The organism is Methylobacterium sp. GC_Met_3 (assembly GCF_026540775.1).
GTDB lineage: Bacteria > Pseudomonadota > Alphaproteobacteria > Rhizobiales > Beijerinckiaceae > Methylobacterium.
Genome location: NZ_JALNUL010000006.1, coordinates 66,118 through 90,947, shown reverse-complemented (window position 1 = coordinate 90,947; position 24,830 = coordinate 66,118). Strand labels below are relative to the sequence as shown.

The window sequence follows — 24,830 nt, the reverse complement described above, 5'->3', positions numbered from 1 at the left end:
CGCGATCCCGGTGGGCGGGATCCGAGCAGGAAGGATAGGCCGATGGCAAATTCAACGGCGATCGGGACGCCCCTCGAGGCCTGCCTGGCGCAGGCCGTGGCGGCAGACCCGGCGCTGAAGGATGCTGCCGCGGTGATCGCCGCGGTGGCGCGTTCGGCGGTGGAGATCAGCGAGCGGATCGGGCGTGGTGCGCTCGGCGGCGACCTCGCGGCGGCCGGCGACCACAACAGCGACGGCGACGTGCAGAAGGCGCTCGACGTGATCGCTCACGAGAGCGTGACGGCCGCCTTGCGGGGCGCCCCCGTGGCCGAGGTCGCCTCCGAGGAGGCCGAGGAGGTGATGCGGCTGAACCCGGACGCGCCGCTCGCCGTCGCGATCGATCCCCTCGACGGGTCTTCCAACATCGGCGTCAACATGGCGGTGGGGATGATCTTCGGCATCCGGCCGTCGATCAAGGACCCGGCCAATCCGCTCGCCTCGTTCACGACCCCCGGCACGGCGCAGATTGCGGCCGGCTTCGTGACCTACGGCCCCGCTACGGCACTGATCCTGACGCTCGGCCAGGGCACCCAATCCTACGTGCTCGACCGCAAAGACGGGACGTTCAAGCTGACGAGCCCGGCCATGGCGGTGCCCACCTCCGCCAAGGAATTCGCCATCAACGCCTCGAACGCCCGGCACTGGGACGCCCCCGTGAAGGCCTATATCGAGGATTGCCAGCGTGGCACCGAGGGCCCACGCGACAAGGACTACAACATGCGCTGGCTTGCCTCCCTGGTGGCCGACATCCAGCGCGTGCTGACCCGGGGCGGCGTGTTCCTCTACCCGGGCGATGCCCGGAAGAACTACGCCCGCGGCCGCCTGCGGCTGCTCTACGAAGTTGCCCCCGTGGCGATGCTGGTGGAGCAGGCCGGCGGCGCGGCTACGGACGGTCAGACGCGCATCCTCGACCTCGTGGCAACCGGCATCCACGAGCGCGCCCCGCTGGTCTGCGGCTCCACCGAGGAGGTGGATTGCGTCGCAACCTATTACGGGGGCGGCAAGCCCGATGCCGGCCGCTCGCCGCTCTTCGGCCAGCGCGGCCTGATGCGGTCATAACCGCACCGTGAAGTCGTAAACGATGTCGGCGCGTCATCCCATCATCTCGGTGACCGGCTCCTCTGGGGCCGGCACCACCTCGGTGCGCAACACCTTCGAGCAGATCTTCCGCCGCGAAGACGTGCGGGCGGTGTTCATCGAGGGTGACGGCTTCCATGCCTTCGACCGGGACACGATGCGGGCCATGATGGCGCGCGAGCCGACCCTGTCGCACTTCGCGCCACGGGCGAACCTCCTGGGGGAGCTGGAGGCGGTATTCCGAAGCTACGCCGAAAACGGCACCGGCCGGACCCGTCACTACGCCCATGACCAGCACGACGCGCAGGCCTACGGCATCGCCGAGGGCAGTTTCTCGGAGTGGGAGGCGTTCCCGCCGGATTCCGATCTGCTGTTCTACGAGGGTCTTCACGGCTGCGTGGCCGACCCGGATGTCGACATCGCCCGCTATGCCGACCTGAAGATCGGTGTCGTGCCGGTGATCAACCTGGAGTGGATACAGAAGCTGCACCGGGACCGGTCGTTCCGCGGCTATTCCACGGACGCCGTCACCGACGTGATCCTGCGGCGGATGCCCGATTACGTGCAGACCATCTGCCCGCAATTCTCGTTCACCGACATCAATTTCCAGCGGGTGCCGACGGTCGACACCTCGAACCCGTTCATCGCCCGCTGGATCCCCACCGCTGACGAGTCGATGGTGGTGATCCGGTTCAAGGATCCGAAGGGGATCGATTTTTCCTATCTGGTCTCCATGATCCACGACAGCTTCATGAGCCGGGCCAATTCCATCGTGATCCCGGGCGGCAAGCTGGATCTCGCCATGCAGCTGATCCTGACGCCGATGATCATGCAGCTCGTCGAACGCCGCCGAAGACTGGCCTGAGCCGATTCCGAGAGTTGCCCATGCTTCCTCCCATCATTGCCCCCTCGATCCTCTCGGCCGATTTCTCGAAGCTCGCGGAGGAAACCCGCGCCATAGATGCGGCCGGGGCCGATTGGATCCATCTCGACGTGATGGATGGCCATTTCGTGCCCAACATCACCTTCGGCCCGCCGGTGGTGAAGGCCCTGCGCCCGCACACGCAAAAATTCTTCGACGTGCATCTGATGATCGCCCCGGCGGATCCGTACCTCGCGGCCTTCGCGGACGCCGGTGCCGACGGCATCACGGTCCATGCCGAGGCCGGGCCGCACATCCACCGCTCGCTCCAGACGATCCGCGACCTCGGCAAGCGCGCCGGCGTGGCGATCAACCCCGGCACCCCGGCCGCTTTGGTCGAGCCGGTGCTCGACCTCGTGGACCTCGTGCTGGTGATGACCGTCAATCCCGGCTTCGGCGGCCAGAGCTTCATCAAGAGCGCCATGGAATCCGTGGCGCGGGTGCGGGCGATGGTGGCGGGCCGCGACATCCGGATCCAGGTCGATGGCGGCATCGACCCCGAGACCGTCCGGGCTGCGAGCCGCGCCGGCGCCGACACCTTCGTGGCCGGCAACGCCGTCTTCAGCGGCGGACCGAGCGCCTATGCGGAGCGCATCGCGGCGATCCGGGACGGCGCGGAGGGCGCCTCCGGCCGCGACTTGTCGTGCTGAGGGCGCTGATCTTCGACGTCGACGGCACCCTCGCCGAAACTGAGGATCTGCATCGGCAGGCGTTCAACAACGCCTTCGCCGAACTCGGCCTTCCCTGGCACTGGGACGCGGCGCTCTACGCCGATCTGCTCACCGTGATGGGCGGCAAGGAACGACTCGCCCATTACATCGACACGCAGCAACCGGCTGGAGCCGACGCGTTCCATGCGCTGGCGCCCGAGATTCATGCCCGCAAGACCGCGGCCTACGGCGCACTCGTGGTCGAGAGCCGGCTGCCGCTGCGGCCCGGTATCGCCCGGCTCATCGCGGAGGCCCGGGCGGCCGGCATCCGGCTCGCCGTCGCCACCACCACCAGCCGGCCGAACGTCGACCGATTGCTGGCCATCAACTTTCCGCCGGGCGATGCGCCCTTCGACGTGATCGCGGCGGGCGACGAGGCGGATCGCAAGAAGCCCGCCCCGGACGTGTTTCTCCTGGCGCTCGCCGGCCTGGATGTCGCCGCCTCTGAAGCTGTCGCGGTCGAGGATTCCGCCGCCGGGATCAGCTCGGCGCGCGCCGCCGGCCTCCCGGTCTTGGCGACCCGCAGCCGCTATACCGGCAGCCACAAGCTCGACGGCGCCTTCTCGGCGGTCTCGGATCTTGGAGAACCCGGGAGCCCGCACCGGCACATCGCCGGGCTGGAATGGCCGGGTGGCGTGGTCACGCTGGCCTCCCTGCGGCAGTGGCACACGGGCTCGCGTTAGACGACTCGTCGCTGCAAGGTGCGGCGACGCAGGACATCGTCCGCAACGTCGAGCAGGCCTCGTCCGGTACGAGCGCGGTTACGGGCACCATCTCGGGTGATGCGGGAGCCGCTGAGAAGACCGGCGGCGCCCCCCGAGACGTACTTACCTCGGCGACCGCGTTGTCGAGCCAGGCCGAGCATCTCACGGAGGAGGTCCAGCGCTTCCTGGCGACCGTGCGAGCGGCCTAGACGATCGCTTTTAAAAGCGTGCGTGGCCCTCAACTCTTGTGACGCGCTCTCTCGCGACGAACCGGTGTCCACGTCGTCGGAGAGCGCTCCATGGGCGCGCCGCCCTACCGGCCGACGCGATCGCTTGATCCGCGCCGGCCAGGAAGCCGCTCGGTGCGCCGGTCGCTGCGTCCGTGCGCCTCGGTGGCGAACAGCATGGTGCCGGCAACGACACCCAAAGCTGTTGAAATCCCTAGCTTGAGCCAGCGCGGATCGATGATCGTGCTGGCTGTACCGCGTCCCTTGTTCCGGCTCGACATGACGTTCTCGGTTTAGAGCATTCCTGCGTTAACGCCTGGTCGAGGGGATTTTTCCGTCGACCCGATCTGTAGGAACCGGGAGGGGGTGTTTGCACACGGGCGACCGCGTTGCTTCGGCGAAACCCGGCGGCCTATAACGCGGGCGACCTCACAGCCGCGTCGGCGGGGTCCTCAAGCCCGCCCGCGCCAAAGAACAAAGTCCGACACGCCATGGCAGGCCATTCCCAGTTCAAGAACATCATGCACCGCAAGGGCCGGGTGGACGCGGTCCGCTCGAAGGTGTTCGGCAAGCTCGCCCGCGAGATCACCGTGGCGGCCAAGCTCGGCACGCCCGATCCGGCGATGAACCCGCGCCTGCGGGCGGCGATCCTGGCGGCCCGTGCCGAGAACATGCCCAAGGACAATATCGAGCGCGCGATCAAGAAGGCCGCCGGCGCCGACGGCGAGAACTACGAGGACATCCGCTACGAGGGCTACGGCCCCGGCGGCGCTGCCCTGATCGTCGAGGCACAGACCGACAACCGCAACCGCACCGCCTCGGACGTGCGCTCCGCCTTCACCAAGTCGGGCGGCAGCCTCGCCGAGACCGGCGCCGTCGCGTTCATGTTCGACCGCGTCGGCGTGATCGCCTATCCAGCGTCCGTGGCCGATGCCGACACGATGCTGGAAGCCGCCATCGAGGCTGGCGCCGACGACGTGAGCTCCGGCCCGGACGGGCACGAGGTGATCTGCGCCCAGGATTCCTACGGTGATGTCGCCAAGGCCCTCGAAACCCGCTTCGGCGAGCCGAACCGCACCGGTCTGATCTGGAAGGCGCAGAACACGATCGACGTTGACGACGAGACTGGCGAGAAGCTGATCCGCCTGGTCGAGGTGATCGAGGATCAGGACGATGTCCAGAACGTCTACGTGAACTTTGCCCTGTCGGATGCGCTGATGGCCAAGCTGCAGGATTGAGCGCGGCGCAACGGGGTCTGGTTCAACGGCGAGGTAGGTTGGAACCGCCCGCTTCCGCGGGGGGCTGTGCCGGGATGGCCGGCCTCCACTGCCCCTGCGCGGTTGAACGGGTCACACCGCGCTGAGATCAAGTCCAACGTCGACCGATACCGATTTGGTTAACCGAACCGCAGGCTCTCGTTCCGTAGCGTGCCCGATGAGCAACTCGGACGGTTTCTATGGGTCGGAACGATTGGACTTCAGGCGCGAGCCCGATCGACGTTTCCATCGTCATTCCGTGTCTCAATGAGGAGCAGGCCCTGCCTGCTGCCCTGGCGACGGCGCGCGCGGCCCTGGATCAGCTCGGCAAAACGCACGCGCTGAACGGCGAGATCGTCGTCGCGGATAACGGCAGCATCGACGAGAGCCGCGCGATTGCGGTCGCGGCCGGTGCCCGCGTGGTTGCAGTTTCCCGGCGCGGATACGGGGCTGCGCTGAACGGCGGCTTTCAGGCGGCCCAGGGCCGCTACCTCGTCATGGGCGACGCCGACGGCTCCTATGACTTCCGCGATGCGGTCGCCATGGTGATGGCCCTACGCTCTGGCGCCGATCTCTGCATGGGCTCGCGCTTTCAGGGCGGCATCGCCGCCGGTGCCATGCCGTGGAAGAACCGCTACATCGGCAATCCCGTGCTGACCGGCATCCTGAACCTGCTGTTCCGGGCGGGCATCGAGGACGCGCATTGCGGTTTGCGCGCTCTGACGAAGGGCTGCCATCGCCGGCTGAAGCTGCGCGGGAGCGGCATGGAGTTCGCCAGCGAGATGGTGATCAAAGCGGCGCTGAACGGCGAGCGCATCACACAGCGTCCGGCGACCCTGTCGCGCGATTGTCGCGGCCGTGGTTCGCATCTGCGTCCGTGGCGAGACGGATGGCGCCACCTGCGATACCTGCTGATGTTGAGCCCGACCGGGATCTTCGCTGCCCCCGCGGCTCTCCTCGCCAGCGGCGGGCTCGCGATCCTGCTGCTGGCCGCGGCCGCCTTGGTTCTGGGTCAAGAACGCACGTTCTTCCTTGGCAATTACTGGGTGATCCTGGCTGGCGCGATGCTTGGACTGGCCCACAACCTGAGCCTGTTCGCGGCGGCGACGCATCTCTACGGCGCACGCGAGGGATACCGCAGACCGAGCCGCCGTCATGCGCGTTGGACAAGCTGGGTTTCGCTGGAAACGATGCTTGGGGCCGGCCTCATCGCATTCATGGCTGGCGTAGCCATCCTCGCGCTGGTGATCTGGTATTGGTCCCGGAATAGCTACGGCCCGATCGGCAGCGTGCTGCCCGCGGTGGCGGGGACGACGCTTCTGGTGGTCGGCGCTCAGAATGCACTCGGCGGCTTCCTCCTCGCCGTGATCGGCGGCAACGAGGCTGATTTTCTGCACTCCGAGGCTCCGAAGCCGGAGATGACGGCGACAGAACGCCGGCAATCGGTGGCTTGAACCGGTTGCGCTGCGGCGGCCGCCCTCCACAGAACAGGGGCGACGGCTCGCGCTGACTGTCGCGGCGCTTCCTGTCAAAGGTCATGACCATGATGACGGCCGTATCTTCGGATGCCGCCACGCGGCAGCGTCGGGCTGGACGCGGCGTTGTGGCCGGACGCACGCGCCGAGCTTGGTGGATGCATGTCCTTCTCGCCAGTGCCGTGCTGTTCGCCGTCGCGGCGGCCAACGGAAGGCCATCGGTTTTCAACGACACGGTGCAGTATTACTCGCAAGGCGAGTATCTGGCCTGGCGTCTGGGCATCGCGCAGCCGGATCTCGACAAGAACCGCCTGACGGATCCGACCTCGGTCATGCCAGATTCGCACGCCATGCGAGACATGACGCCCGCGACGATCGCGGGCGGTCGATCCCCGTTCTACGGCCTCGTTCTGGTTCTGGCCGTCAGGTTCGGAACCTTGTGGCTGCTTGCTGCAGGCCAAGCCTTCCTGGCGGCTTGGTCGATCTGCATCTTGATCCGCGGAATGTCGCCGGCGGCCTCGCCTGTTTTCTACCAGGGCGTGATCTTGACGCTCGGGCTCGGCACAAGCCTTCCGTTCTTCGCGGCTTTCGCGATGCCGGATCTCTACGCCGGGCTGCTGATTATTGCCCTGCCGATCCTCGCTTTCTGTCCGGCGCGGCTTACCGCATGGAAGCGCTTGATGCTGCGGGTGCTGCTCGTAGCGAGCCTGACGTTTCATGCCGCTAATATCGCACTTGCGCTGAGTCTGTCGGTCGCCGCCCTCGCAATCCTGACCGTGTTCAAGACACCGCTGCAGCTCGTCGCGGGCCGCGCGGGCTGGCTCGCCATGTCCATCCTGGTGGCCGTTTCGATGAATGGGGCGTTCGGCGCGATCTACCGCGCGGATGCCGGGGTCGCGCAGCGGACGCCGCCCTTCCTCATGGCGCGCCTCCTCGCCGACGGGCCGGGCCGAGACTATCTGGCGTCCGCCTGTCCGGGTGGGGCCAGCCCGACACTATGCCGGTTTATGAATAGGCCGGCGGCCAGTGAGGACGAGATCCTTTGGTCAAATGACCCTTCGAAAGGAATATTCTCGACCTCGACCTACGAGATCAGGATCAGATTGCGCGATGAGGAGCCCGCCTTCGTATCGGCGGTTGTCGTGCATGATCCCGTAGCCGTCATCACACGCATACTGCAGAACGGGCTGCAGCAATTGATGACCTTCTATGTTGCCGAGCCAATGAGCTCGCCCGCACGGTTCCTCAAACTCGCGTGGTGGGATCGAACGGCGATCCAGCGCATCGTGCCTGATCTGCAATCCTGCGCGGCCGTACCGAAGAGCTGTGACGTCCGGGCAAATCCTCTGTTTGTCGCGATCGTTCACATTGTTGTCGTGATGGCCGCATGGATCTTCATCGTGTGGTCGGTGGTCAAGACACGATGCTTTGATCTCTTCGCGCGCGCGCGGCCGGGCGGATCGGAGCCGGTCCCGCCGTTCGCCGGTGCGGTGGTGCTCATCGTGATGGGTGTGATCGTGAACGCGATGATCTGCGGGGCGGTATCCGGTGTCTTCGCCCGCTACCAAGCCCGCGTCATCTGGTTGATCCCGCTCCTGGCGCTGCTGATCGCGGATTGGTTTCGGCAGAACAGGCGTGTGCCGTCAGCGGATGCAATGGCTAGCTCAGGTCCGGCTTCTGCCGCGTCGATTGCTTCGAGCCCTGGCTAAGAGCCCGGGTGGTCAGGGCGAAGCCGCGTGACGACGTGAAGGTTCCGTCCAAAGACTAAATTCAGAGGAAAGACATACAAGGGAATATCTCTGGTCTCAGCGTCTGCTTGCAGATGCGCGCGTGCGAACAGATTTTTCCATTGTTGCGATGATTGATAGTTGTACGTCAGCGCGACACCGTGGGGCGCGTTGCCGATCCAATCCATCAGAGAGAGCGACAGGCGGTCCAAGCTGTTCTCGGACAGGTGGTCCTTGAGGATGACGTATCGGCGCGCGACCCGTGCGGCTTCCCGGAGAAGTTGCCCCGGGTCTTCCGTGTGGTGCAGAACGTCGATGAAGGTGACCACATCCCAGGATTGATCCGGGAACGGCAGGGTCTTTCCGTCGAAGGCGCTCACCGGGATGACCGTGCTGGGCCGCACGAAGACGTCGATGCCTTCGACGTGGATATCGGGCCGGATCGTGCGACAGAGGCCGGCGATGGTTCCATCACCACAGCCGACATCGAGAACGGTCGCGTCGCGGGGCAGCAGACCGGTCAGGGATTCAGCGAGAACGCGCGTTCGCCTGTCGAAGATCAGATCGCCGTGTAGTTTTCCGATCAACGCCTTCAAAGGCCGGCTCCCTCGACATCACTGCTGTCAGGCGAAACGCTAGACTCCGAATATGGTCTGAAAGGTGATGGACCAGGGACATATCTCGTCCCTCGGGGCGTCTGGCTTGTCGGCTCCGATCCGGTTGTCTCGCTTTTGCACCGACGTTGCGATGAGGCGCGTATCCACGTGGGCTCACGCACGGGCCGCCGCCAGCTCCGCGCCGAACCGCTCCTCGGCATAGGCCTCCACCGAGAACGTGTCGTCGGGCAGCTGGACCATGAAGCGCTCGGCCACTTCGGTGAGCACGATGTCGGGCCGCACCTGCTCGATGTACCCCCAGTCGAGCGACATGCTCCACACGAAGTGCAACTCCCGGAAGGTCTCGGCCAGCAAGATCGTCAGCATGTACGGCATGACGTGCGAGAAGGAATCGCCGAACAGCACCACGCGGCGCGGATCCGTCGCCCTGGCGTTGCCGTAGACCACATGCGCGCCGACATGCAGCGTGTGCAGGAGGCCCGCCTTCTCCCGCGTCTCGACGATCGGGCTGGCATAGGTCCGCACCGCATCCTGCTGGATCATCACGGTCCGTGACCGCGCCCGTCGCAGCGGATCGAACGCGCTGCCCAGATCGCCGTCGTGGTCGGTCTCGAAGGAGGGCCGGTCCCGGAGATCCGCCCGGGGCTCGGCACCGAGCGCCCGGCAGATCTCAGCGTAGGCGTAATGACAGCCCTCGAAGGACCAGTGCGTATCGGTCCGGCAGTAGAGGTCGGTCGCGTCGCGTCCCGCGCGCAGCGGCGTCACGAGGTCGATGCAGGTCTCCCGCCAGCGACGACGCCTGCGCCAGGCGGCGTAGAGGCCGAACGGGCTGCTGAGGCGACGCGGCGGCGGTTCGTTGTGGAGCAGCCGGTAGGCCGGCGAAGCGCTCGGCCGGATCGTGATCCCGTCGAGTCGGTGATCGTAGACCATCAGCTTCTCCGGGGCGACGACGTGCCGGTAGAGGATCCCCAGGGCGCGCAGGCGCCGCTCCCGCGTCGCGATGAGGCTGCGCCATTGCCAGACGAGCTCGGTCGTCTCCTCCGGCCGCTCGTACTGGCCGAGGACGTCGTTCGTCCCGGTCTTCAGGAACAGCCATCCGTCCTGTCCGACGTGGATATGGTCGGTGTTGTTTGGCGCCACGGTCACCCTCGTGCGGCAGGTCGTCCGCCTTTACAGCATCGCCCTGGATCTGGGACGATGGCGCCGCGAATTCGGCGGCAAGGCGCGGGATGCCGGGCCGGCGGCGGATGGACAGGATGACGCATCGTTCCTCGATCGCCCGGTTGTGTCCGTCATGCCCCTCCTCACCGCGTCCGCCAAGCCGCAGAGCGCCGTCGCCATGAGCCTCGTTCCGAGCCCCGATCCGGATGCAGACCGGTGGGCGGCGCTCGCCGCCCGCGACGCCCGGGCAGACGGCACCTTCGTGTACGCGGTCCGCACGACCGGCGTGTACTGCCGGCCGAGCTGTGCGGCGCGGGCCGCCCGGCCGGAGAACGTCAGCTTCCATCGGACCTGCGCCGAGGCGGAGGCCGCCGGCTTCCGGCCCTGCCTGCGCTGCCGGCCCGATGCGCCGGGCCTTGCCGAGCGCCAGGCCGAGGCGATCACTCGCGCCTGCCGGCTGATCGAGACGGCGGAGTCCGCGCCGACCCTCGCTGCACTCGCCGGGGCCGCGGGGATGAGCGCCTATCACTTCCACCGGGTGTTCAAGGCCGCCACCGGCGTGACGCCCCGGGCCTACGCCGCCGCGCACCGGGCTGCTGGCCTCGCCGCCCGGCTGCCCGGGGCGGGTTCGGTCACCGAGGCGCTCTACGAGGCCGGCTACGGCGCGGCGAGCCGCTTCTACGCCGAGGGCGCCTCGCGCCTGGGTATGGCCCCCGCCGTCTATCGGAAAGGCGGGGCAGGTCTGCGCATCCGGTTCGGTATCGGCGCCTGCAGCCTGGGGGCGATCCTGGTGGCGGCGACCGATCGGGGCATCTGCGCGATCCTGCTGGGCGACGCGCCGGAGCCGCTCCTGCAGGATCTTCAGGACCGGTTTTCGGGCGCGGAGATCATCGGGGGCGATCCGGTCTTCGAGGACTGGATGGCGCGGGTCATCGGCTTGGTCGAGGCGCCGGGGCGCGGCCTTGATTTGCCCCTCGACATCCGCGGCACCGCCTTCCAGCAGCGGGTCTGGGAAGTGCTGCGGCGCATCCCCGTGGGGTCGACCGCGAGCTACGCCGAGATCGCCCGCGCCATCGGGCTCCCCGCCGCGACGCGGGCCGTGGCGCAGGCCTGCGGCGCGAATGCCATCGCGGTCGCGATCCCCTGTCATCGGGTGGTGCGCTCGGACGGTGCGCTGTCCGGCTATCGCTGGGGTGTGGCGCGCAAGCGCGATCTCCTCCAGCGCGAGGCGGAGGGCTGAGGACGGTCCCCGGCCTGAGAACTCAGGAATTCGCGAATCGTCGCTTCGAACCAGATTGCGCGGGTGGCAGATCTGAACGGCTGCTCCCGCCACGTGGCGGAAGCGCCCTAGCGCCGGCCACCCGGCGGCCCTCCTGGACCTCCGAACCCACCGCCAGCCCCGCCGAACCCGCCGGGGCCGCCACTCGGTCCGCCAGGTGCGCCGCCCGGCCCGCCGAATCCACCGGGGCCGACCGGGAAGGCGCCCGGGCCCGCCGGTGGCGGACCGCCCGGCCCACCCCGGGCCGCGCCGAAGCCGCTCGGCCGCTCACCCCCGGGGATCGGTCCGCCCCCGGGCCGGGTATCGATGCCGAACCCTCGCGGTTCGCCGGACTTGCCGAGGCCGCCCGCCCGTCCACCGGGCTCCGCGCCGAAGCGGCCCGGCAAATCCTCGGGTAGGTTGCGCAGGTCCAGGCGGTCGCGCTCGAAGCCGGGTGCTTCGCGTTGCGGGGTCTCGGGGGCGATGCGGTTCTCGATCCGCAGTTGCTCGACGGTCAGATCGCCGTCGCGGGCGATGCCGGCGGTCAGCACGGCGCGGACGCTCCCCTGCCGTGGCACCTTCGCCCCCGGCCGGCCCGCGACCCTGTAGCCCGAGCCAATGGCGAGGCCCGCGCCGGAGCGGCCGATATAAGCCTCGATCGAGACCTGCTTCAGCCCCGGCGGGAATGGCAGGCCGATCTGGGCGGCATTGGTCGCGCGCAGGACGCCATCAGCGGCCGAACCCGTCACCAGGGCGCGTTTGCCCGGGGGCAGGGCGTCGGCCCCCGTGAGGCGCAGGGCTCCGATCAGGAGGGCGCCATTTTCGCCGCGCCGCACCGGGCCGGCGACCCGGTCCGATCCGGCCTCCCGCGGCTCGATGAGGCTCGCCACGATCACCCCGTCCGGCCGCCGCAGGCCGCTCACCGCGACGCGTGCGCCCGGCTTCCAGTCGCCGGCAAGGCCTGCGGTCGAGATCCGCTGCCCCAGCACGATCATCCGCCCCGGTGCGACCGCCTCGACAGGGCCCACCACCTCGCTGCTCACGTCGATGCGGCGCGTTGCGAGGCCGCCGCCCTCCGGCCGCGCCACCACGTGGACGACATGCCCGATCTTCAGGTCTGCTGCCTTTGCGGCCGCGCCGTCGATGCGCACCTCCACCTCCGGCGGGTAGGCGATGCGCAGGTCGTTGACGATGATCGAGCCGAAACGGCGAATCGTGCCAATCACCCCGGTTCCGCCGATGCCGCGATCACCCTCGCCCAGCGGGGTATCGCGCGGCTCGTCGGTCCGCATCATGCCGGTTCCGCCGATGCCCTGGTCGCGCGGGGCCTCCTGCGGCCGGACCTTGGCCGGCAGCAGCGTCGCGGCACCCGCGAGAAGGCGCAGGACGAACCGGCGGTTGGGCAGGGGGCGCACCGGCCGGATCCTCAGCGCTCGTCCGTGGGACGCGCGGGCGGCACGGCCTCGGCGTAGACGTAGAGGCCGAAATTCCAGCGGTGATCGCCGCCCGGGTCGGTCTGGCAGGCGGCGTGCGCCTCGCGGTTCGCCTGCTGCAACGCCTCCATGGCGATCTCGCGGGCCCGCGCCTCGAGCTTGGCTGCAAGCTCCTTCGAGAGCCCATCATAGTGGACGGCCCGCTCCAAGAAGCGCGGCTTGTCGCCGACGATGTTGGCCACGGACGCCGCGATATGGTCGTGCAGGTTACGGCCGAAATAGTAGAGCTGCGGTCCCTCGGCGCCGTCCCCACGGGGCACGTAGGCGGCCTCCGCCAGCACGATCCGGTCCTGCGGATCCGTGAAGGCGAGGCCGCGGTCGAGCCACTCGTCCAGGATCGCCCGCGGGCGCAGATCGCGCGTCACCCCGGCGACCAGCGTTTCGAAGGAGGGTGCGTTGTCCTCGGCGGTCCGCGGCAGCGGCAAGGGGTGACCTTGCGGATCGGTGAAGGCCGGGTCGGCGATCCAGCGGGCGATGATCCGGCTGGTGCGCGAGACCACGGCCGGCACTGCACTCACGGGGGCGCCGGCCCCGCGCAGGCGTCGCACTTCCTTGCGATGAATGCCGGTGAGCAGTGAGACGCGGCTGTCGGTCTGCTCCTTGCCCGACAGGGCGAAATCATACTCGGCTACGTTCACGTAGAGCTCGCGCAGAAGGTCCGTGAGGGCCGGGAAGGTGATGCCACGGGCGACCAGCAGGCGCACGAGCGGCCGCAGCAATCGGGCCAGCGGCGCGTGCAGGGCCGCGCCCTCTCGCGGTGTGTCGGCGGTCTCGGACATAAAGGTATCGTTATCGCATGGCGCGTGGGAGACAATCCCACAACGTGCGCAGCCACACGCGCCGAGGGAGATCCCTCGTTGACGTGGGATATTTGCACACGTATCCCAATCGCGTGGTCAAATTTCCCACGGACGTTGCGGGGTTCCTGTCATGAAGGCTGACACGCGCATTCTCGTCGCGGACGCGCTGCCGCCCCTCAGGATCGAGGAGATCAAAAACGGCCGGACCCGGAAGAACCATCCCATGCCGCGGCTGGGGCGCATCGTCTGCGTCCTCGCCGCCCTCGCACTGCCCGCCTTCGGCATCGCTGTTGCGGACACGGTCCACCGCATCGGCGACACGAAGGTGTCGCAGGCCGCCGCTCCCGTCATCCCCTCAGACGGGGCGGCGGCACCCCAACGGGCCGTCACGCCCGCCGGTGCCTCGAAAACCGCCAGGTCGGCCATGCACACGACCGAGCGCCGCGAGGTCGGGACGTGATCGCCCTCACCGAGGCAGGTGGCGGCGACGCGCGGCCTGGACCTACCTGCGGTGGAGCGCCCGTCCTCGATCTCGCGCTCTGCCTGATCCTGTCGGTGACGGTGGTCGGTCTGCTGCTCCTGGCCCTCTGACCCCACTGCTCCGGATCCTGGCTTGCGGCCCGCGCTCCGGCGCCGATCCGGCGGTAACGCCCCACACACGAGACCCACCATGACGCTATCGTTTCGCGCTGTCCTGCTCGGCGCAGCGGCGGGCTGCATCGCGCTCGGCGCACAAGCGGCCGATCTGCCCCGTCGCGCCCCACCGCCGCCGCTTCCCCTGCCGCCGGCCTTCACTTGGACAGGCTTCTATGCCGGCGTGAACGCCGGCTACGCCGTGCACACGGGCAATGGTGGCTTCACCGATCCGACCTACGGCACCGTGACCGGCGGCAACCGGTTCGGCGGCTTCGCCGGCGGCGGGCAGATCGGCTACAACTATCAGTTCACCCCAGGCTCCGGCTTCGTGCTCGGCGTCGAGGCCGACATTCAGGGTACGGCCTTAGCCAAGGCGGACGCGGCCTATCTCGGGACGACGCCGTATTTCAGCGTCCGGCCGAACCTCGACTATGTCGGAACGGTCCGCGGCCGCCTCGGCTACGCCTTCGACCGCGTCCTGATCTACGGGACCGGCGGCTTCGCATATGGCGGAGGCTCTCGCTCATCCTCCGCGGCCTCCTATCCCTACACGCTGCCCGGGACCGAGCGGACCGGCTACGCTTGGGGTGGCGGCATCGAGTACGCCTTCACCGAGAAGCTGTCGGTCAAGATGGAAGCGCTGTATCTGCATCTCGGCCGCGGCTTCACCGGAACGACTTACTACAGCGCCAGCGTTCCGGCGTATTATGGTGCCGGCAAACAGGATTCAGGGTTCGCCTTGGTCAGGGCGGGGGTAAACTACCGCTTCTAATCAGTATTGGTCGAAAAGGAGCTTGACGGGCCGGCCGGACTGAGTCGCTATGTATGGCGTTCGGCGTCGCGACGTCATGGTTCGGTCGTGCGTAACCACGGCTGGACCGGCAGCGCTGGTGCCGAATGCCGCACGGGTGGCGCCGCGCGGTATCGTGGGGCCTGTCCGTCAGGAACGTCCGTGAGAACTCTACGCCTGCGCGTCGCCGCGACGACGCTTCTCGCCCTCTCCGGCTTCGGGGCATCGGCGCAGGACGTCATCCCGCCCGGGCCGACCGGGCGGGGCGCCTTCCTGATCTACGGCAATTTCTGCGGGCCGGGGAACCGTGGGCCCGGCTACGCGCCGATCGACGCGCTCGACCGCGCCTGCGCGCGCCACGACGTCTGCTCGGCGGACCTGCTGTCGAGCACACTGACGGCCTGCGCCTGCAACCGCCGTCTGGAACGGGAGGCGGGTATGGTCGCCCGCGATCCGCGCGCATCGGGCCATACCCGTGAGACCGCGCGGTTCATTGCCGACTTCGCGGCGGCGCTACCCTGCCAGTAGGGCGCGCCGCCAGCCCGGTCAGGCGGCGTCGGCCGGGTTCGCGGCCGCCTTGGGGCCGCCCTTGGCGACTCCCACCAGGGCCGGGCGCAGCACCCGGTCGCCGATGACGTAGCCCGACTGGACCACCTGTACGACCGTGCCGGCGGGCACCTCCGGGTTCGGCACTTCGAACATGGCCTGATGCCGGTTCGGATCGAATTTCTGGCCCTGCGGCTCGACGACCTTCACGCCGTGGCGCTCCAGGGTCTTGGCGAGGTCGCGCTCGGTCAACTCGATCCCGTCGATCAGACCCTTCAGGGCGCCGTCGGCGCTGGCCTTCGCGTCGGCCGGCACGCTCTCGAGGGCCCGGCGGATGTTGTCGGCGACGTTGAGCACGTCGCGGGCGAAGTTCGTGACCGCGTAGGTGCGGGCATCGGCGACCTCGCGCTCGGTGCGGCGACGCAGGTTCTCCATCTCGGCGAGCGTGCGCAGCGTCCGGTCCTTCAACTCGTCGCGCTCGGCGGTGAGCAGGGCCAGGGTCTCCGCGATGGGATCGACGGACGCCTCGGCGCCCTGACCCGCGGAGCCGGGATTCTGGGCCGCACCGGCACCGGCCTCGACCGTGGTCTGGCGCTGGTCATCCTGGGGCATGTCGTTGCTCGTCATCGTGTTTCAGTCGTCCGGGAAGTAGGTTCGGGCACGCGGAACCGGCGCTGATATCTGGCCCGGAGCCAACGAAATCAACCCATCGCTCAGGCTTCGCGCGGCGGCGGCGCGGCCACCAACGCTTCCAGGCCCTCGGCCTTGAGGGCGGCGACGTCGCCCGCGAACACATCCATCACGGCCCCGCGAATCGCGGCCTGCCGGTCGGGCTGCGTCACCCGCGTGCCGGTGAGGTCGGTGACGTAGAAGACGTCGACCGCCCGCTCGCCGAAGGTCGCGACGTGCGCCGAGGTGATGTTGAGCGACAGCCGGCCCAACGCGGTGGTCAATTCATAGAGGAGGCCTGGCCGGTCGAGGCCGGTGACCTCCACGACGGTCTCCCGGCTCGACAGGGCGTTGTCGATGATCACGTCCGGCGGCACCGGGAAGGTCTTGGCGCGCGTCGTCGTTGGCGGGTGCTTGTCGGCCACGAGGTCGGCGATGCGGATCTCGCCCTTGAGCGCCCGCTCGATCGCCGCCGTGATGCGCTTCGTCCGGCGGGTCTCGTCCTCGTCCCGCTCGAAGGCGCGCGAGATCACGATCGTGTCGAGGGCGAACCCGTCCGTCGTGGTGAAGATCTGGGCGTCGACGATGTTGCTGCCGGCCGCCGCGCAAGCACCGGTGATGATGGCGAGCAGGCGCGGGTGGTCGGGCGAGTAGATCGTGATCTCGGTGACCCCCCGGACGGGGTCGAGGGCAACGTCGGTGGTGCTGGTGCGGCTGTCGCCCAGCGCCTCGCGCAGGAACTGCGCGTTCTTGAGCTGGCGCGTGCCGTCGACCTTCAGCCAGTAGGCCTGACCGTGCCGGGCCGCGTAGGCGTCGAACTCCTCCGAGGCCCAGCCCGGCAGCCGCTCACGCAGCCCCATCTGGACCAGGCGCACCCGGTCGGTGCGGGCGATCTCGGAATGGCCGCCCGAGAGGTAGACCTCGGTCTCGTCGTAGAGCGTGCGGATCAGGGTGCCCTTCCAGGCGGTCCAGACGCCGGGGCCCACCGCGGTGATGTCGGCCACCGTCAGGATGGTCAGGAGCTTCAGCCGCTCCAGGGTCTGCACGTTGGCGGCGAAGCGCTCGATCGTCTTGGGGTCCGAAAGGTCGCGGCTCTGCGCGGTCATCGACATCAGCAGGTGCTGCTCGACGAGCCAGCAGACGGTCTCGGTCTCGGCCTGGTTCAGGCCGAAGCGCGGGCAGAGTTTTTCCGCGATCGCGGCGCCCGCGATCGAGTGATCCTCCGGCCGGCCCTTGGCGATGTCGTGCAGCAGGATCGCCACGTAGAGCGCCGTGCGGTTGTGGATCGTGTGAACGAGGCGCGAGACCAGCGGGTAGGTCTCCTGCGAGCGGCCCGATTCGACGTCCGCGAGCACGCCGACCGTGCGCAGCAGGTGCTCGTCCACCGTGAAGTGGTGATACATGTTGAACTGCATCATCGCGACGATGCGGCCGAAATCCGGGATGAACCGGCCAAGTACCCCCGCCTCGTTCATCTCGCGCAAAGCCTCCTCGGGGGCGTTGTGCGAGGTGAGGATCTCGAGGAACAGGCGGTTGGCCTCGGTGTCGCTGCGCAGCGACGGGTTGATCAGGCGCAGCGAGCGGCTGGCCAGCCGCTTGGCATCCGGATGGATCGCGAGGTTGTGCCGGTCGGCCAGCCAGAACAGGCGGATCAGGTTGACGGGATCGCGCTCGAACGCGTCCTCGGCCCGTAGGTTGACCCGGCCGTGGTCGATCCAGAAATCCTCCGCCTCCATGGCGGTGGCCCGGAAGCGGTCGCGGAACCGGCCAATCCAGCGGTCGAGCACCGGCGTGCGCTTGGCGTGACGCGCTTCCAGTTCCGCGCAGACGATGGCGGTGAGGTCGCCGACATCCTTGGCGAAGCGGAAATAGGCTTTCATGAACCGCTCGACGCCCGAGAGGCCGCCCCGGGCCTCGTAGCCGAAGCGCTCGGCGATTCGGGGCTGCAGGCCGAAGGACAGGCGCTCCTCCGCGCGCTTCGTCACGAAGTGCATGTGGCAACGGACCCGCCACAGGAACTCCTCGCAACGCTCGAACAGCGCGTATTCCTCTGGTGTGAACAGACCGGCGCTGACGAGTTCGGCCTGATCGCGCACCCGGTAGGTGTATTTGGCGATCCAGAACAGCGTGTTGAGGTCGCGCAGGCCGCCCTTGCCGTCCTTGACGTTGGGCTCGACGAGGTAGCGCGACGAGCCGGCCTTCGAGACGCGCAGGTCGCGCTCGCGCAGCTTGGCGTCCACGAATTCGGCCGCCGAGCCGACCACGAGTTCCATGTCGAAGCGCGTCACCAGCTCCTCGAACAGGGTCCGCGAGCCGAACAGGTAGCGCGCCTCCAGCAGCGAGGTGCGGATCGTCATGTCGGCCCGCGCCTCGCGCAGGCATTCCTCAACCGACCGGGTGGCGTGACCGACCTTCAGCTTCAGGTCCCACAGGACGTAGAGCATCGCCTCGACGACGCTCTCGGACCACGCGGTCTGCTTGTAGGGCAGCAGGAACAGCAGATCGATGTCCGAGCCCGGCGCCATCGTGCCTCGGCCGTAACCGCCGGTGGCGACCACCGCGAGTTGTTCGCCGGTCGAAGGGTTGTCGTTGGGGTAAAGCCGCCAGACCACGGCGTCGTGGATCGCCCGGACCACCGCGTCGGTGAGCTTGGACAGCGTTTGCGCGCAGCGCAGGCCGTTGCAGTCCTTCAAAAGCTGGACTTCGGCGGCGCGGTGGCCTTCCTCGATCACCCGCCGCAGGTGCGGGACGAGCGCGGCGCGGAGCTTGGTGGGCTCGCGAGCCTCGCGGTCGAGATTCTCCAGGACCGTGGCGAGGGCGGCGACGGGATCGAACATGGCTCCCGTTAGCATGATATGCCTACGCCGCCAGCCATGCGGCGACGCGTGTCCGATCCCGAATTTTCACGGTTCATCACGCCAAGCCACAGTCCCCTATTCCGCCGCTGGCAAGTCGACGGCCAACAGCCGCGCCGTCCGGTTGCGGGTCGAGGGCCTGGCCTCGGTGGCGGCGGTCTGCCGCCGGGCATCGGCGATCGCCGCGTGGACCCCGTCCACCGCCAGAATCAGGGCGCTCACGGTGCGGGCGTCGATGCTGCGCTCCCGAGCGTAGCAGACCACGTCGGAGACGAGCCCGTCGGTTTCGATCGCCAGGGCGTCGAGCGCTGCGCTGCTCGTCGCGACCCGGACCTCGCGCATGATGGCGAGCAGGCGGTCGAGGACGAAATCGACCCGCTCTCGGCGCTTGCGGGCCAGCCGCTGCCCGATCCACGCGAAGCCGGAGCCGATCGTACCGCCGAAGAAAGCGAACAGGTAGATGTAATCCTCGTAGCGATCGAGGAATGTCTGCTGCTCGCGCTCGAAATAATCGACCGCACCCGGATGGTTGGGCAGCCGTGCCGATGTCGCCGCGACCGTGGTGTCGAAGTCGGGCGCCTTCATCAGCTTGGCGGCCGGGGCCGCGGAGGCGAGGCGCGAGCGCCACTCGAACAGGTGCTGCGTGGCCGAGGCCACCGCGACGCGGCTCACCGTGCCGCGCGCCATCAGGCGGTAGGAGGCGCCGACGGTCTTGATCTCCTCGTCGGGACGCTTCGGACGGCCGCCGAAGGTCCCGGCCGGAATGCTCACCGCTTGCAATTCGGGGAAGCGCTGCAGGATCGCGTCGCCATCGGGAATCGAGACGAAGCCGATCTTGCGCTCCGGCGAGCCCAGTTCGACGGCGTGCACCATGGCCGCCGCGGTCTTGGACGCTGGGCTGGCAATCACCGCCACCGCGTCGACCCGCTTGTCGGTCAGCGCGGCCGTGACCTCGCCGATCTTCAGGGGCACGACCACGACGTGGCCCACCTCCGCCTCGTCGGCCGGTGGGGCACCCTCGGATGCCTCCTCGGCGCGGTTTTCCGGAACGAGATCGTAGAAGGAGAGCAGGTTCGTCAGGAAGGGCAGGTCGGCGCTGTGGCGTACAACGATGCCGAGGCGCTTGCGCGCCAGCGCCGGGATGTCGTCGAGATCGGCGGCCTCGGGCGCCGCGATGACCAGGGCCTCGTCGTGCAGGATCGCCAGCGTCAGGCCGTTCTCGGGCAGCAACACATCCGGCCGGACTACGGCGAGGTCGGCCTTGTTGCGCTGGAGCGCCAGGGCGCTGTCGCGGACGTCGGCGTAGCGCACGACCTTGAGGCGCACATCCTCGCGGCCCCGATCCAGGGCGCTGGCATAGGCTTCGATCAGGGCGGCCTCGGGCCCGTCCTGGGGGCCCACCGCCACCGTCAGGGTGTTCGGGCGCGACAGATAGACGATCGCGGCGGCGACCGCGGCCAGGCCCAGGGCCACCAGGACCAGGAGCCACTCGCGGCGCATCAGAGACGTCGCCGCGGCACGGAGGCGGCTCCGCCACGGTTTGCGGATGCGGTCGGGCGAAGGACGGTGGTTCGGTCCATGTCCGAGCCTGTCGCGTTGCACGCGTTCCATACCCAAGTCATGGAACGCAAACCTGTCGAGAACGTGAAGAACCGGTGAAACCCCCATTCGTTGCAGGATCCGCACCGGGACACCGCAAGGCCGACGCGGCCCCGCCGAAACCGATCAGCGCGCCGTGGCTCGAACGGTCGGCGCTGCATTACCTCGAGCGCTACAGCGCCTCGACCGAGATGCTGCGCCGGACCCTGGCGCGGCGGGTGGAGAAGCGGGCGCGGCTGCGCGGCGAGGACCCCGCCGGCTTCGCCGAGATGATCGCCGCCACGGTGGCGCGGGCGGTCTCGGCGGGCCTCGTAGACGACGTGCGTTTCGCCGACATGCGCCTCGCCACGCTGCGTCGCCGGGGCACGTCGAGCCGCGGCGTCTCGGCGAAGCTTGCCGCCAAGGGCGTCCCCCGGGATGTGGTCGAGGCCGCCATGCGGGCCGAGCGGGAGGCGGTGCCGGAGGAGGACGCCGCCGCGATCGAGGATCAGGCCGCACAGGCTTACGCCAAGCGGCGGCGCCTGGGGCCGTATCGCCGGCCGGACCAGCAGGGCGCCTATCGCGACCGCGATCTTGCCGCGCTGGCGCGGGCCGGATTTTCGTATGGCCTCGCCCGCCGGGTGGTCGATACGGAGTTGGACGAGGAGCCCGGGTGAAGGGTGCGGCAATGCGGCCCGGGGTAGGCTACCAGCCGACCTTGCACCTTCTCGCGCCTCGTTCATTGTCTGTTCGATGGACGAAACCCTCGCCAAGAAACTGCGCATCCTGGCCGATGCCGCGAAGTACGATGCGTCCTGCGCGTCCTCCGCGGCGCCCAAGCGCGCGGCCGGCAAGGATGGGCTCGGCTCCACCACCGGGGCCGGCATCTGCCACGCCTATACGCCGGATGGGCGCTGCGTCTCGCTGCTCAAGATCCTGCTGACCAACTGGTGCCTGTTCGATTGCGCCTATTGCATCAACCGGCGCTCCTCGAACGTGCGGCGGGCGAAGTTCACCGTCGAGGAGGTCGTGAACCTCACCCTGAACTTCTACCGGCGCAACTATATCGAGGGCCTGTTCCTGTCCTCGGGCATCATCAAGTCGCCCGACCACACGATGGAGTTGCTGACCCGGGTGGCGAAATCGCTCCGGCGCGACCACGGCTTTGCCGGCTACATCCACCTCAAGTCGATTCCCGAGGCGAGCCCCTGGCTGATCGAGGAGGCCGGCCTCTATGCCGACCGGCTGTCGATCAACGTCGAATTGCCCACCGAGGCGAGCCTGGAGCGGCTGGCGCCCGAGAAAGACGGCGCTACCATCCAGAAGGCGATGACGCAGATCGGCGAGCGGATCGTTGAGGCCAAGGCCGAAAAGCGCCGGTTCTCGCCGGCCGGCCATTCGACCCAGGTGATCGTCGGGGCGGACGCCACCACCGACGAGGCGTTGATCCGCAAGAGCGCGCTGCTCTACGGCAGCGTGGGTCTGAAGCGCGTCTATTACTCGGCCTTCAGTCCGATCCCGGACGGGTCGGCGATCCTGCCGCCGAAGCCGCCGCCGCTGCAACGGGAGCACCGGCTGTATCAGGCCGATTGGCTGCTACGCTATTATCACTTCACCCCCGACGAGGTCGCCGACGCCTCGGAGGGCGGCATGCTCGCCCTCGACATCGACCCAAAACTCGCCTGGGCGTTGAAGCACCGCGAAAAATTCCCGGTGGACGTGAACAAAGCGGACCGGGAGTGGCTGCTGCGTGTGCCGGGGCTCGGCGCGCGGGCGGTCGACAAGATCATCACGGCCCGTCGTCACGCGACCCTGCGGCTGGATGACGTGGCGCGGCTGACCTCGGGGCTGAAGCGGGCGCGGCCGTTCCTCATCACCGCCGATCATCGGCCGGTGGGGCTGACGGATCGGGCCGATTTGCGCACGCGGCTGGTTGAGCCGGCGACGCAGTTGAGCTTGTTTTGATGCGGACCGGAAGCGCGCCTCTCCCTCCCCTCTCTGCGGGGGAGGGTACCCTGCGCAGCAGGGGGGGAGAGGGGAGCGACGGTGCAGGATCGGACAGTGGCCCCCATGCCGGCCTCGAACCTCTCGGAGCCCGGGCTCCCCTCTCCCGACCCGACCTGACGGCCGGCCCACCCTCCCCCGCAGAGGGGGGAGGGGATGCGCACCGGCCGCGTGCCATTACGTTACGCCCAGGTGCAGATCTCGTCGGCTTCCGCACCGCCGTTCGAAGCCTCGTTGCCGCGGGCGTCCCGCCCGAAGCGGTGTCGTGGTCGGTGACGGATTCACCCGGCCTGTTCGGGGCCGAGGCCGACGCCGCTTCCGCTGCCCCGCTCGCCCTACCCAAACTTGTCGCCGGCCTGATCCCGCAGGTGATCCCCCACCGCGATCCCGAGCGTTACGGCCTGCTCTACGCGCTTATCTGGCGGGTCTGCCACGGTGAGCGGCATCTGATGGAAGTCGGCAGCGATCCGTTGGTCTATCGCCTGCACCGCATGGCGAAGGCGATCGGGCGCGACCTGCACAAGATGCACGCCTTCCTGCGCTTCCGCTGCACCGAGGACGCGGTGGGCGAGCGTTTCGTGGCGTGGTTCGAGCCCGATCACCACATTTTGGAAGCAGCCGCGCCGTTCTTCGTGGCGCGGTTCCGGGGCATGCGCTGGTCGATCCTGACGCCCGAGGGCTCGGCCCACTGGGATACCGACACGCTGACCTACGGCCCGCCCGGCGACCGGGCCACGCTCCCCGACGGCGACGGGTTCGAGGCCGGCTGGCAGACCTATTACGAGAGCACCTTCAACCCGGCCCGGACCAACCTGAAGGCGATGCGGGCCGAGATGCCCAAGAAGTACTGGCATAACATGCCCGAGACCGCGGCGATCCCCGCTTTGGTTCGGGCGGCGGCCGGGCGTACCGAAGCCATGATCGAGAGGGAGCCGACATTGCCCACACGCCGCGAACCTGCCCGCGCCGTTGCCGCCATGGCCGATCAGGATCCCAAGACCCTGGACGAGTTGAACGCCATCATCCGGCGGACCGAGCCCCTGGTGCCGGGTGCGACCCAGGCCGTGCTCGGCGAGGGCGCGGTCGGCGCGACGATCGCCTTCGTGGGCGAACAGCCCGGCGATCAGGAGGACCGCCAGGGCCGCCCGTTCATCGGGCCGGCGGGGCAGCTGCTGTCCCGCGCCATGGCGGAGGCCGGGATCGACCGCGGGGCGAGCTATCTCACGAATGCGGTCAAGCACTTCAAGTTCGAGGAGCGCGGCAAGCGCCGCATCCATCAGAAGCCCACGGCTGGTGAGGTTAGTCACTATCGTTGGTGGCTCGACCGGGAACTGGATTTCGTCGGCCCGAAGCTGGTGGTGGCACTCGGCGCCACGGCGGTGCTGGCACTGACCGGCAAGGCGGTCCCGATCACCCGGGCACGCGGCCCGTTCCGGTTCGAGCGGTTCGACAACCGCTTCCAGGGCTTCATCACGGTCCACCCGTCGTACCTGCTGCGCCTGCCCGACGAGGCGAAGGAGGAGGCCTACGCGGCCTTCGTGGACGATCTGCGCCGGGTCGAGGCGCTTGGGCGGGAGCTGGCCGCCTGATCGCCCGCGCTTCTGGTATGCTGACTGATACCGAGTCCCGCCGATCTCGCCGCCATGGACAAGCTCGCCGCCCTCGACATCCTGCGCACCAACGAGGCGGAGCTGCGCCGCCGGGGGGTGGTTCACGCCGCTCTGTTCGGCTCGGTTGCCCGGGGCGAGGCGCGCGCCGATAGCGACCTCGACGTGATGATCGAGATCGATCCGGAGCACGTGCGTGACGTCTTCAGTTATGTGGGCCTGTGCCGGTTCATCGGCGAGCTGTTCCCGGTTCCGGTGGATGTGGCGGATCGCCGAAGCCTGAAGGAGCGCGTCCGGGAAAGGGCCGAGAACGATGCCGTTCCAGCCTTCTGAGCGGGCACGCGTCGCCTGTGAGGATATCATCACCAATGCCCAGGCCGCGGAAAGTTTCGTCGCGGGCCTGAGCTACGAAGCGTTCGTCGCGGATCGGCGCACGAATTACGCCGTGGTTCGCTGCCGGGAGATCATCTCCGAGGCCAGCCGACGCCTCACCGACGAGATGCGGGACCGCCACCCGAACGTGCCGTGGCGCGACATCGCAGACGCGGGCAACGTCTACCGTCACGGCTATCACCGGGTCATGCTGGACAACGTCTGGCGGACCGTTCACGAGCGCTTGACCGACCTCGTCGCGGCCTGCCGCGCCGAGCTGGACCGCGTGCCCGAATCCTGATCGCCC

General features: G+C 68.6%; 25 protein-coding genes and 1 pseudogene. 18 read left to right on the top strand and 8 right to left on the bottom strand.

What is annotated here, in order from left to right; genetic code table 11:
* Window positions 1–42 precede the first annotated feature (42 nt).
* The 5 genes and pseudogenes from OXS27_RS10775 to OXS27_RS10755 form a co-directional block, all read left to right on the top strand.
* Window positions 43–1,098 carry a class 1 fructose-bisphosphatase gene (locus OXS27_RS10775; RefSeq protein WP_267356139.1) on the top strand — a complete coding sequence of 352 codons (1,056 nt, stop codon included), beginning with the start codon at window positions 43–45 and terminating at the stop codon, window positions 1,096–1,098.
* Between the two features lie 22 nt (window positions 1,099–1,120).
* The gene (locus OXS27_RS10770) at window positions 1,121–1,981 is read left to right on the top strand and encodes a phosphoribulokinase (protein WP_267356137.1); all 861 of its coding nucleotides are present in this window, start codon (window positions 1,121–1,123) and stop codon (window positions 1,979–1,981) included.
* Window positions 1,982–2,001: 20 nt separating this feature from the next.
* Entirely contained in the window at window positions 2,002–2,688 is a 687-nt protein-coding gene (rpe, locus tag OXS27_RS10765; RefSeq protein ID WP_243924213.1) for a ribulose-phosphate 3-epimerase, read from the top strand.
* Window positions 2,682–3,431 (top strand): HAD-IA family hydrolase, encoded by a 750-nt coding sequence (locus tag OXS27_RS10760; protein WP_243924215.1) that lies wholly within the window; start codon window positions 2,682–2,684, stop codon window positions 3,429–3,431. Before rpe ends, OXS27_RS10760 begins: the two co-directional genes overlap by 7 nt.
* A gap of 14 nt (window positions 3,432–3,445) precedes the next feature.
* Window positions 3,446–3,661: pseudogene (locus OXS27_RS10755) on the top strand (methyl-accepting chemotaxis protein); the annotation flags it as partial.
* A 104-nt stretch (window positions 3,662–3,765) separates the two neighbouring features.
* Here OXS27_RS10755 and OXS27_RS10750 read toward each other — a convergent pair.
* Window positions 3,766–3,960 carry a hypothetical protein gene (locus tag OXS27_RS10750; protein ID WP_267356134.1) on the bottom strand — a complete coding sequence of 65 codons (195 nt, stop codon included), beginning with the start codon at window positions 3,958–3,960 and terminating at the stop codon, window positions 3,766–3,768.
* A gap of 210 nt (window positions 3,961–4,170) precedes the next feature.
* Here OXS27_RS10750 and OXS27_RS10745 point away from each other — a divergent pair, with 210 nt between their 5' ends.
* The 3 genes from OXS27_RS10745 to OXS27_RS10735 all read left to right on the top strand — a co-directional run bounded on the left by OXS27_RS10745 (window position 4,171) and on the right by OXS27_RS10735 (window position 8,119).
* Window positions 4,171–4,917 (top strand): YebC/PmpR family DNA-binding transcriptional regulator, encoded by a 747-nt coding sequence (locus tag OXS27_RS10745; RefSeq protein WP_243924218.1) that lies wholly within the window; start codon window positions 4,171–4,173, stop codon window positions 4,915–4,917.
* A 218-nt stretch (window positions 4,918–5,135) separates the two neighbouring features.
* Window positions 5,136–6,389 carry a glycosyltransferase family 2 protein gene (locus tag OXS27_RS10740; RefSeq protein WP_267356132.1) on the top strand — a complete coding sequence of 418 codons (1,254 nt, stop codon included), beginning with the start codon at window positions 5,136–5,138 and terminating at the stop codon, window positions 6,387–6,389.
* A gap of 179 nt (window positions 6,390–6,568) precedes the next feature.
* Window positions 6,569–8,119, top strand: coding sequence for a hypothetical protein (locus tag OXS27_RS10735; protein WP_267356130.1), 1,551 nt, complete (start codon window positions 6,569–6,571; stop codon window positions 8,117–8,119).
* Here the strand turns inward: OXS27_RS10735 and OXS27_RS10730 are convergent.
* Entirely contained in the window at window positions 8,116–8,733 is a 618-nt protein-coding gene (locus OXS27_RS10730) for a class I SAM-dependent methyltransferase (protein ID WP_267356128.1), read from the bottom strand. The two genes, OXS27_RS10735 and OXS27_RS10730, sit on opposite strands and share 4 nt — an antisense overlap.
* Before the next feature lie 174 nt (window positions 8,734–8,907).
* Window positions 8,908–9,894: a hypothetical protein gene (locus OXS27_RS10725; protein WP_267356126.1), complete on the bottom strand. Its 987-nt coding sequence runs from the start codon at window positions 9,892–9,894 to the stop codon at window positions 8,908–8,910.
* Between the two features lie 199 nt (window positions 9,895–10,093).
* Here OXS27_RS10725 and ada point away from each other — a divergent pair, with 199 nt between their 5' ends.
* A complete protein-coding gene (gene ada / locus OXS27_RS10720; protein WP_267356335.1) occupies window positions 10,094–11,155 on the top strand; it encodes a bifunctional DNA-binding transcriptional regulator/O6-methylguanine-DNA methyltransferase Ada in 1,062 nt (353 codons plus the stop codon).
* Between the two features lie 107 nt (window positions 11,156–11,262).
* On the opposite strand, the gene OXS27_RS10715 is transcribed toward ada, so the two are convergent.
* Window positions 11,263–12,588 carry a DUF5666 domain-containing protein gene (locus tag OXS27_RS10715; RefSeq protein ID WP_267356124.1) on the bottom strand — a complete coding sequence of 442 codons (1,326 nt, stop codon included), beginning with the start codon at window positions 12,586–12,588 and terminating at the stop codon, window positions 11,263–11,265.
* Between the two features lie 11 nt (window positions 12,589–12,599).
* Window positions 12,600–13,445 carry a DUF6502 family protein gene (locus OXS27_RS10710; protein ID WP_243924236.1) on the bottom strand — a complete coding sequence of 282 codons (846 nt, stop codon included), beginning with the start codon at window positions 13,443–13,445 and terminating at the stop codon, window positions 12,600–12,602.
* 151 nt (window positions 13,446–13,596) lie between these two features.
* Between OXS27_RS10710 and OXS27_RS10705 the strand changes: the two genes are divergently transcribed.
* From OXS27_RS10705 to OXS27_RS10690, 4 genes are all read left to right on the top strand, one after another.
* On the top strand, window positions 13,597–13,926 hold the full coding sequence (locus OXS27_RS10705) for a hypothetical protein (RefSeq protein WP_267356122.1): 330 nt from the start codon (window positions 13,597–13,599) through the stop codon (window positions 13,924–13,926).
* Window positions 13,923–14,057 carry a hypothetical protein gene (locus tag OXS27_RS10700; protein WP_267356120.1) on the top strand — a complete coding sequence of 45 codons (135 nt, stop codon included), beginning with the start codon at window positions 13,923–13,925 and terminating at the stop codon, window positions 14,055–14,057. The genes OXS27_RS10705 and OXS27_RS10700 overlap by 4 nt, the downstream gene beginning before the upstream one ends.
* A gap of 79 nt (window positions 14,058–14,136) precedes the next feature.
* Window positions 14,137–14,874 carry an outer membrane beta-barrel protein gene (locus tag OXS27_RS10695; protein WP_267356118.1) on the top strand — a complete coding sequence of 246 codons (738 nt, stop codon included), beginning with the start codon at window positions 14,137–14,139 and terminating at the stop codon, window positions 14,872–14,874.
* Between the two features lie 180 nt (window positions 14,875–15,054).
* Window positions 15,055–15,420: a hypothetical protein gene (locus tag OXS27_RS10690; protein WP_267356116.1), complete on the top strand. Its 366-nt coding sequence runs from the start codon at window positions 15,055–15,057 to the stop codon at window positions 15,418–15,420.
* 18 nt (window positions 15,421–15,438) lie between these two features.
* Here the strand turns inward: OXS27_RS10690 and grpE are convergent, their stop codons facing one another.
* The 3 genes from grpE to OXS27_RS10675 form a co-directional block, all read right to left on the bottom strand.
* Window positions 15,439–16,050, bottom strand: coding sequence for a nucleotide exchange factor GrpE (gene grpE, locus OXS27_RS10685; RefSeq protein ID WP_243924244.1), 612 nt, complete (start codon window positions 16,048–16,050; stop codon window positions 15,439–15,441).
* Between the two features lie 101 nt (window positions 16,051–16,151).
* Window positions 16,152–18,959, bottom strand: coding sequence for a [protein-PII] uridylyltransferase (locus OXS27_RS10680; RefSeq protein ID WP_267356114.1), 2,808 nt, complete (start codon window positions 18,957–18,959; stop codon window positions 16,152–16,154).
* A gap of 81 nt (window positions 18,960–19,040) precedes the next feature.
* Entirely contained in the window at window positions 19,041–20,462 is a 1,422-nt protein-coding gene (locus tag OXS27_RS10675) for a TAXI family TRAP transporter solute-binding subunit (protein WP_267356112.1), read from the bottom strand.
* Window positions 20,463–20,686: 224 nt separating this feature from the next.
* Between OXS27_RS10675 and OXS27_RS10670 the strand changes: the two genes are divergently transcribed.
* From OXS27_RS10670 to OXS27_RS10650, 5 genes are all read left to right on the top strand, one after another.
* Window positions 20,687–21,217 (top strand): RecX family transcriptional regulator, encoded by a 531-nt coding sequence (locus OXS27_RS10670; protein WP_267356334.1) that lies wholly within the window; start codon window positions 20,687–20,689, stop codon window positions 21,215–21,217.
* A gap of 76 nt (window positions 21,218–21,293) precedes the next feature.
* Complete coding sequence (locus tag OXS27_RS10665; RefSeq protein ID WP_243924254.1) at window positions 21,294–22,505, top strand: putative DNA modification/repair radical SAM protein; 1,212 nt, start codon at window positions 21,294–21,296, stop codon at window positions 22,503–22,505.
* A gap of 155 nt (window positions 22,506–22,660) precedes the next feature.
* Window positions 22,661–24,133, top strand: coding sequence for a UdgX family uracil-DNA binding protein (locus OXS27_RS10660; RefSeq protein WP_267356333.1), 1,473 nt, complete (start codon window positions 22,661–22,663; stop codon window positions 24,131–24,133).
* A 54-nt stretch (window positions 24,134–24,187) separates the two neighbouring features.
* Window positions 24,188–24,484 carry a nucleotidyltransferase domain-containing protein gene (locus OXS27_RS10655; protein WP_267356109.1) on the top strand — a complete coding sequence of 99 codons (297 nt, stop codon included), beginning with the start codon at window positions 24,188–24,190 and terminating at the stop codon, window positions 24,482–24,484.
* Complete coding sequence (locus OXS27_RS10650) at window positions 24,465–24,824, top strand: HepT-like ribonuclease domain-containing protein (RefSeq protein ID WP_267356107.1); 360 nt, start codon at window positions 24,465–24,467, stop codon at window positions 24,822–24,824. Before OXS27_RS10655 ends, OXS27_RS10650 begins: the two co-directional genes overlap by 20 nt.
* Window positions 24,825–24,830 lie beyond the last annotated feature (6 nt).

Coding starts and splice junctions, on each gene's coding strand:
- OXS27_RS10665 (WP_243924254.1), top strand. CDS start 21,294: ATGGACGAAACCCTCGCCAAGAAACTGCGCATCCTGGCCGATGCCGCG.
- OXS27_RS10735 (WP_267356130.1), top strand. CDS start 6,569: ATGCATGTCCTTCTCGCCAGTGCCGTGCTGTTCGCCGTCGCGGCGGCC.
- rpe (WP_243924213.1), top strand. CDS start 2,002: ATGCTTCCTCCCATCATTGCCCCCTCGATCCTCTCGGCCGATTTCTCG.
- OXS27_RS10740 (WP_267356132.1), top strand. CDS start 5,136: ATGGGTCGGAACGATTGGACTTCAGGCGCGAGCCCGATCGACGTTTCC.
- OXS27_RS10710 (WP_243924236.1), bottom strand. CDS start 13,445: ATGTCCGAGACCGCCGACACACCGCGAGAGGGCGCGGCCCTGCACGCG.
- grpE (WP_243924244.1), bottom strand. CDS start 16,050: ATGCCCCAGGATGACCAGCGCCAGACCACGGTCGAGGCCGGTGCCGGT.
- OXS27_RS10750 (WP_267356134.1), bottom strand. CDS start 3,960: ATGTCGAGCCGGAACAAGGGACGCGGTACAGCCAGCACGATCATCGAT.
- OXS27_RS10655 (WP_267356109.1), top strand. CDS start 24,188: ATGGACAAGCTCGCCGCCCTCGACATCCTGCGCACCAACGAGGCGGAG.
- OXS27_RS10705 (WP_267356122.1), top strand. CDS start 13,597: ATGAAGGCTGACACGCGCATTCTCGTCGCGGACGCGCTGCCGCCCCTC.
- OXS27_RS10695 (WP_267356118.1), top strand. CDS start 14,137: ATGACGCTATCGTTTCGCGCTGTCCTGCTCGGCGCAGCGGCGGGCTGC.
- OXS27_RS10775 (WP_267356139.1), top strand. CDS start 43: ATGGCAAATTCAACGGCGATCGGGACGCCCCTCGAGGCCTGCCTGGCG.
- OXS27_RS10680 (WP_267356114.1), bottom strand. CDS start 18,959: ATGCTAACGGGAGCCATGTTCGATCCCGTCGCCGCCCTCGCCACGGTC.
- OXS27_RS10675 (WP_267356112.1), bottom strand. CDS start 20,462: ATGCGCCGCGAGTGGCTCCTGGTCCTGGTGGCCCTGGGCCTGGCCGCG.
- OXS27_RS10770 (WP_267356137.1), top strand. CDS start 1,121: ATGTCGGCGCGTCATCCCATCATCTCGGTGACCGGCTCCTCTGGGGCC.
- OXS27_RS10650 (WP_267356107.1), top strand. CDS start 24,465: ATGCCGTTCCAGCCTTCTGAGCGGGCACGCGTCGCCTGTGAGGATATC.
- ada (WP_267356335.1), top strand. CDS start 10,094: ATGAGCCTCGTTCCGAGCCCCGATCCGGATGCAGACCGGTGGGCGGCG.
- OXS27_RS10745 (WP_243924218.1), top strand. CDS start 4,171: ATGGCAGGCCATTCCCAGTTCAAGAACATCATGCACCGCAAGGGCCGG.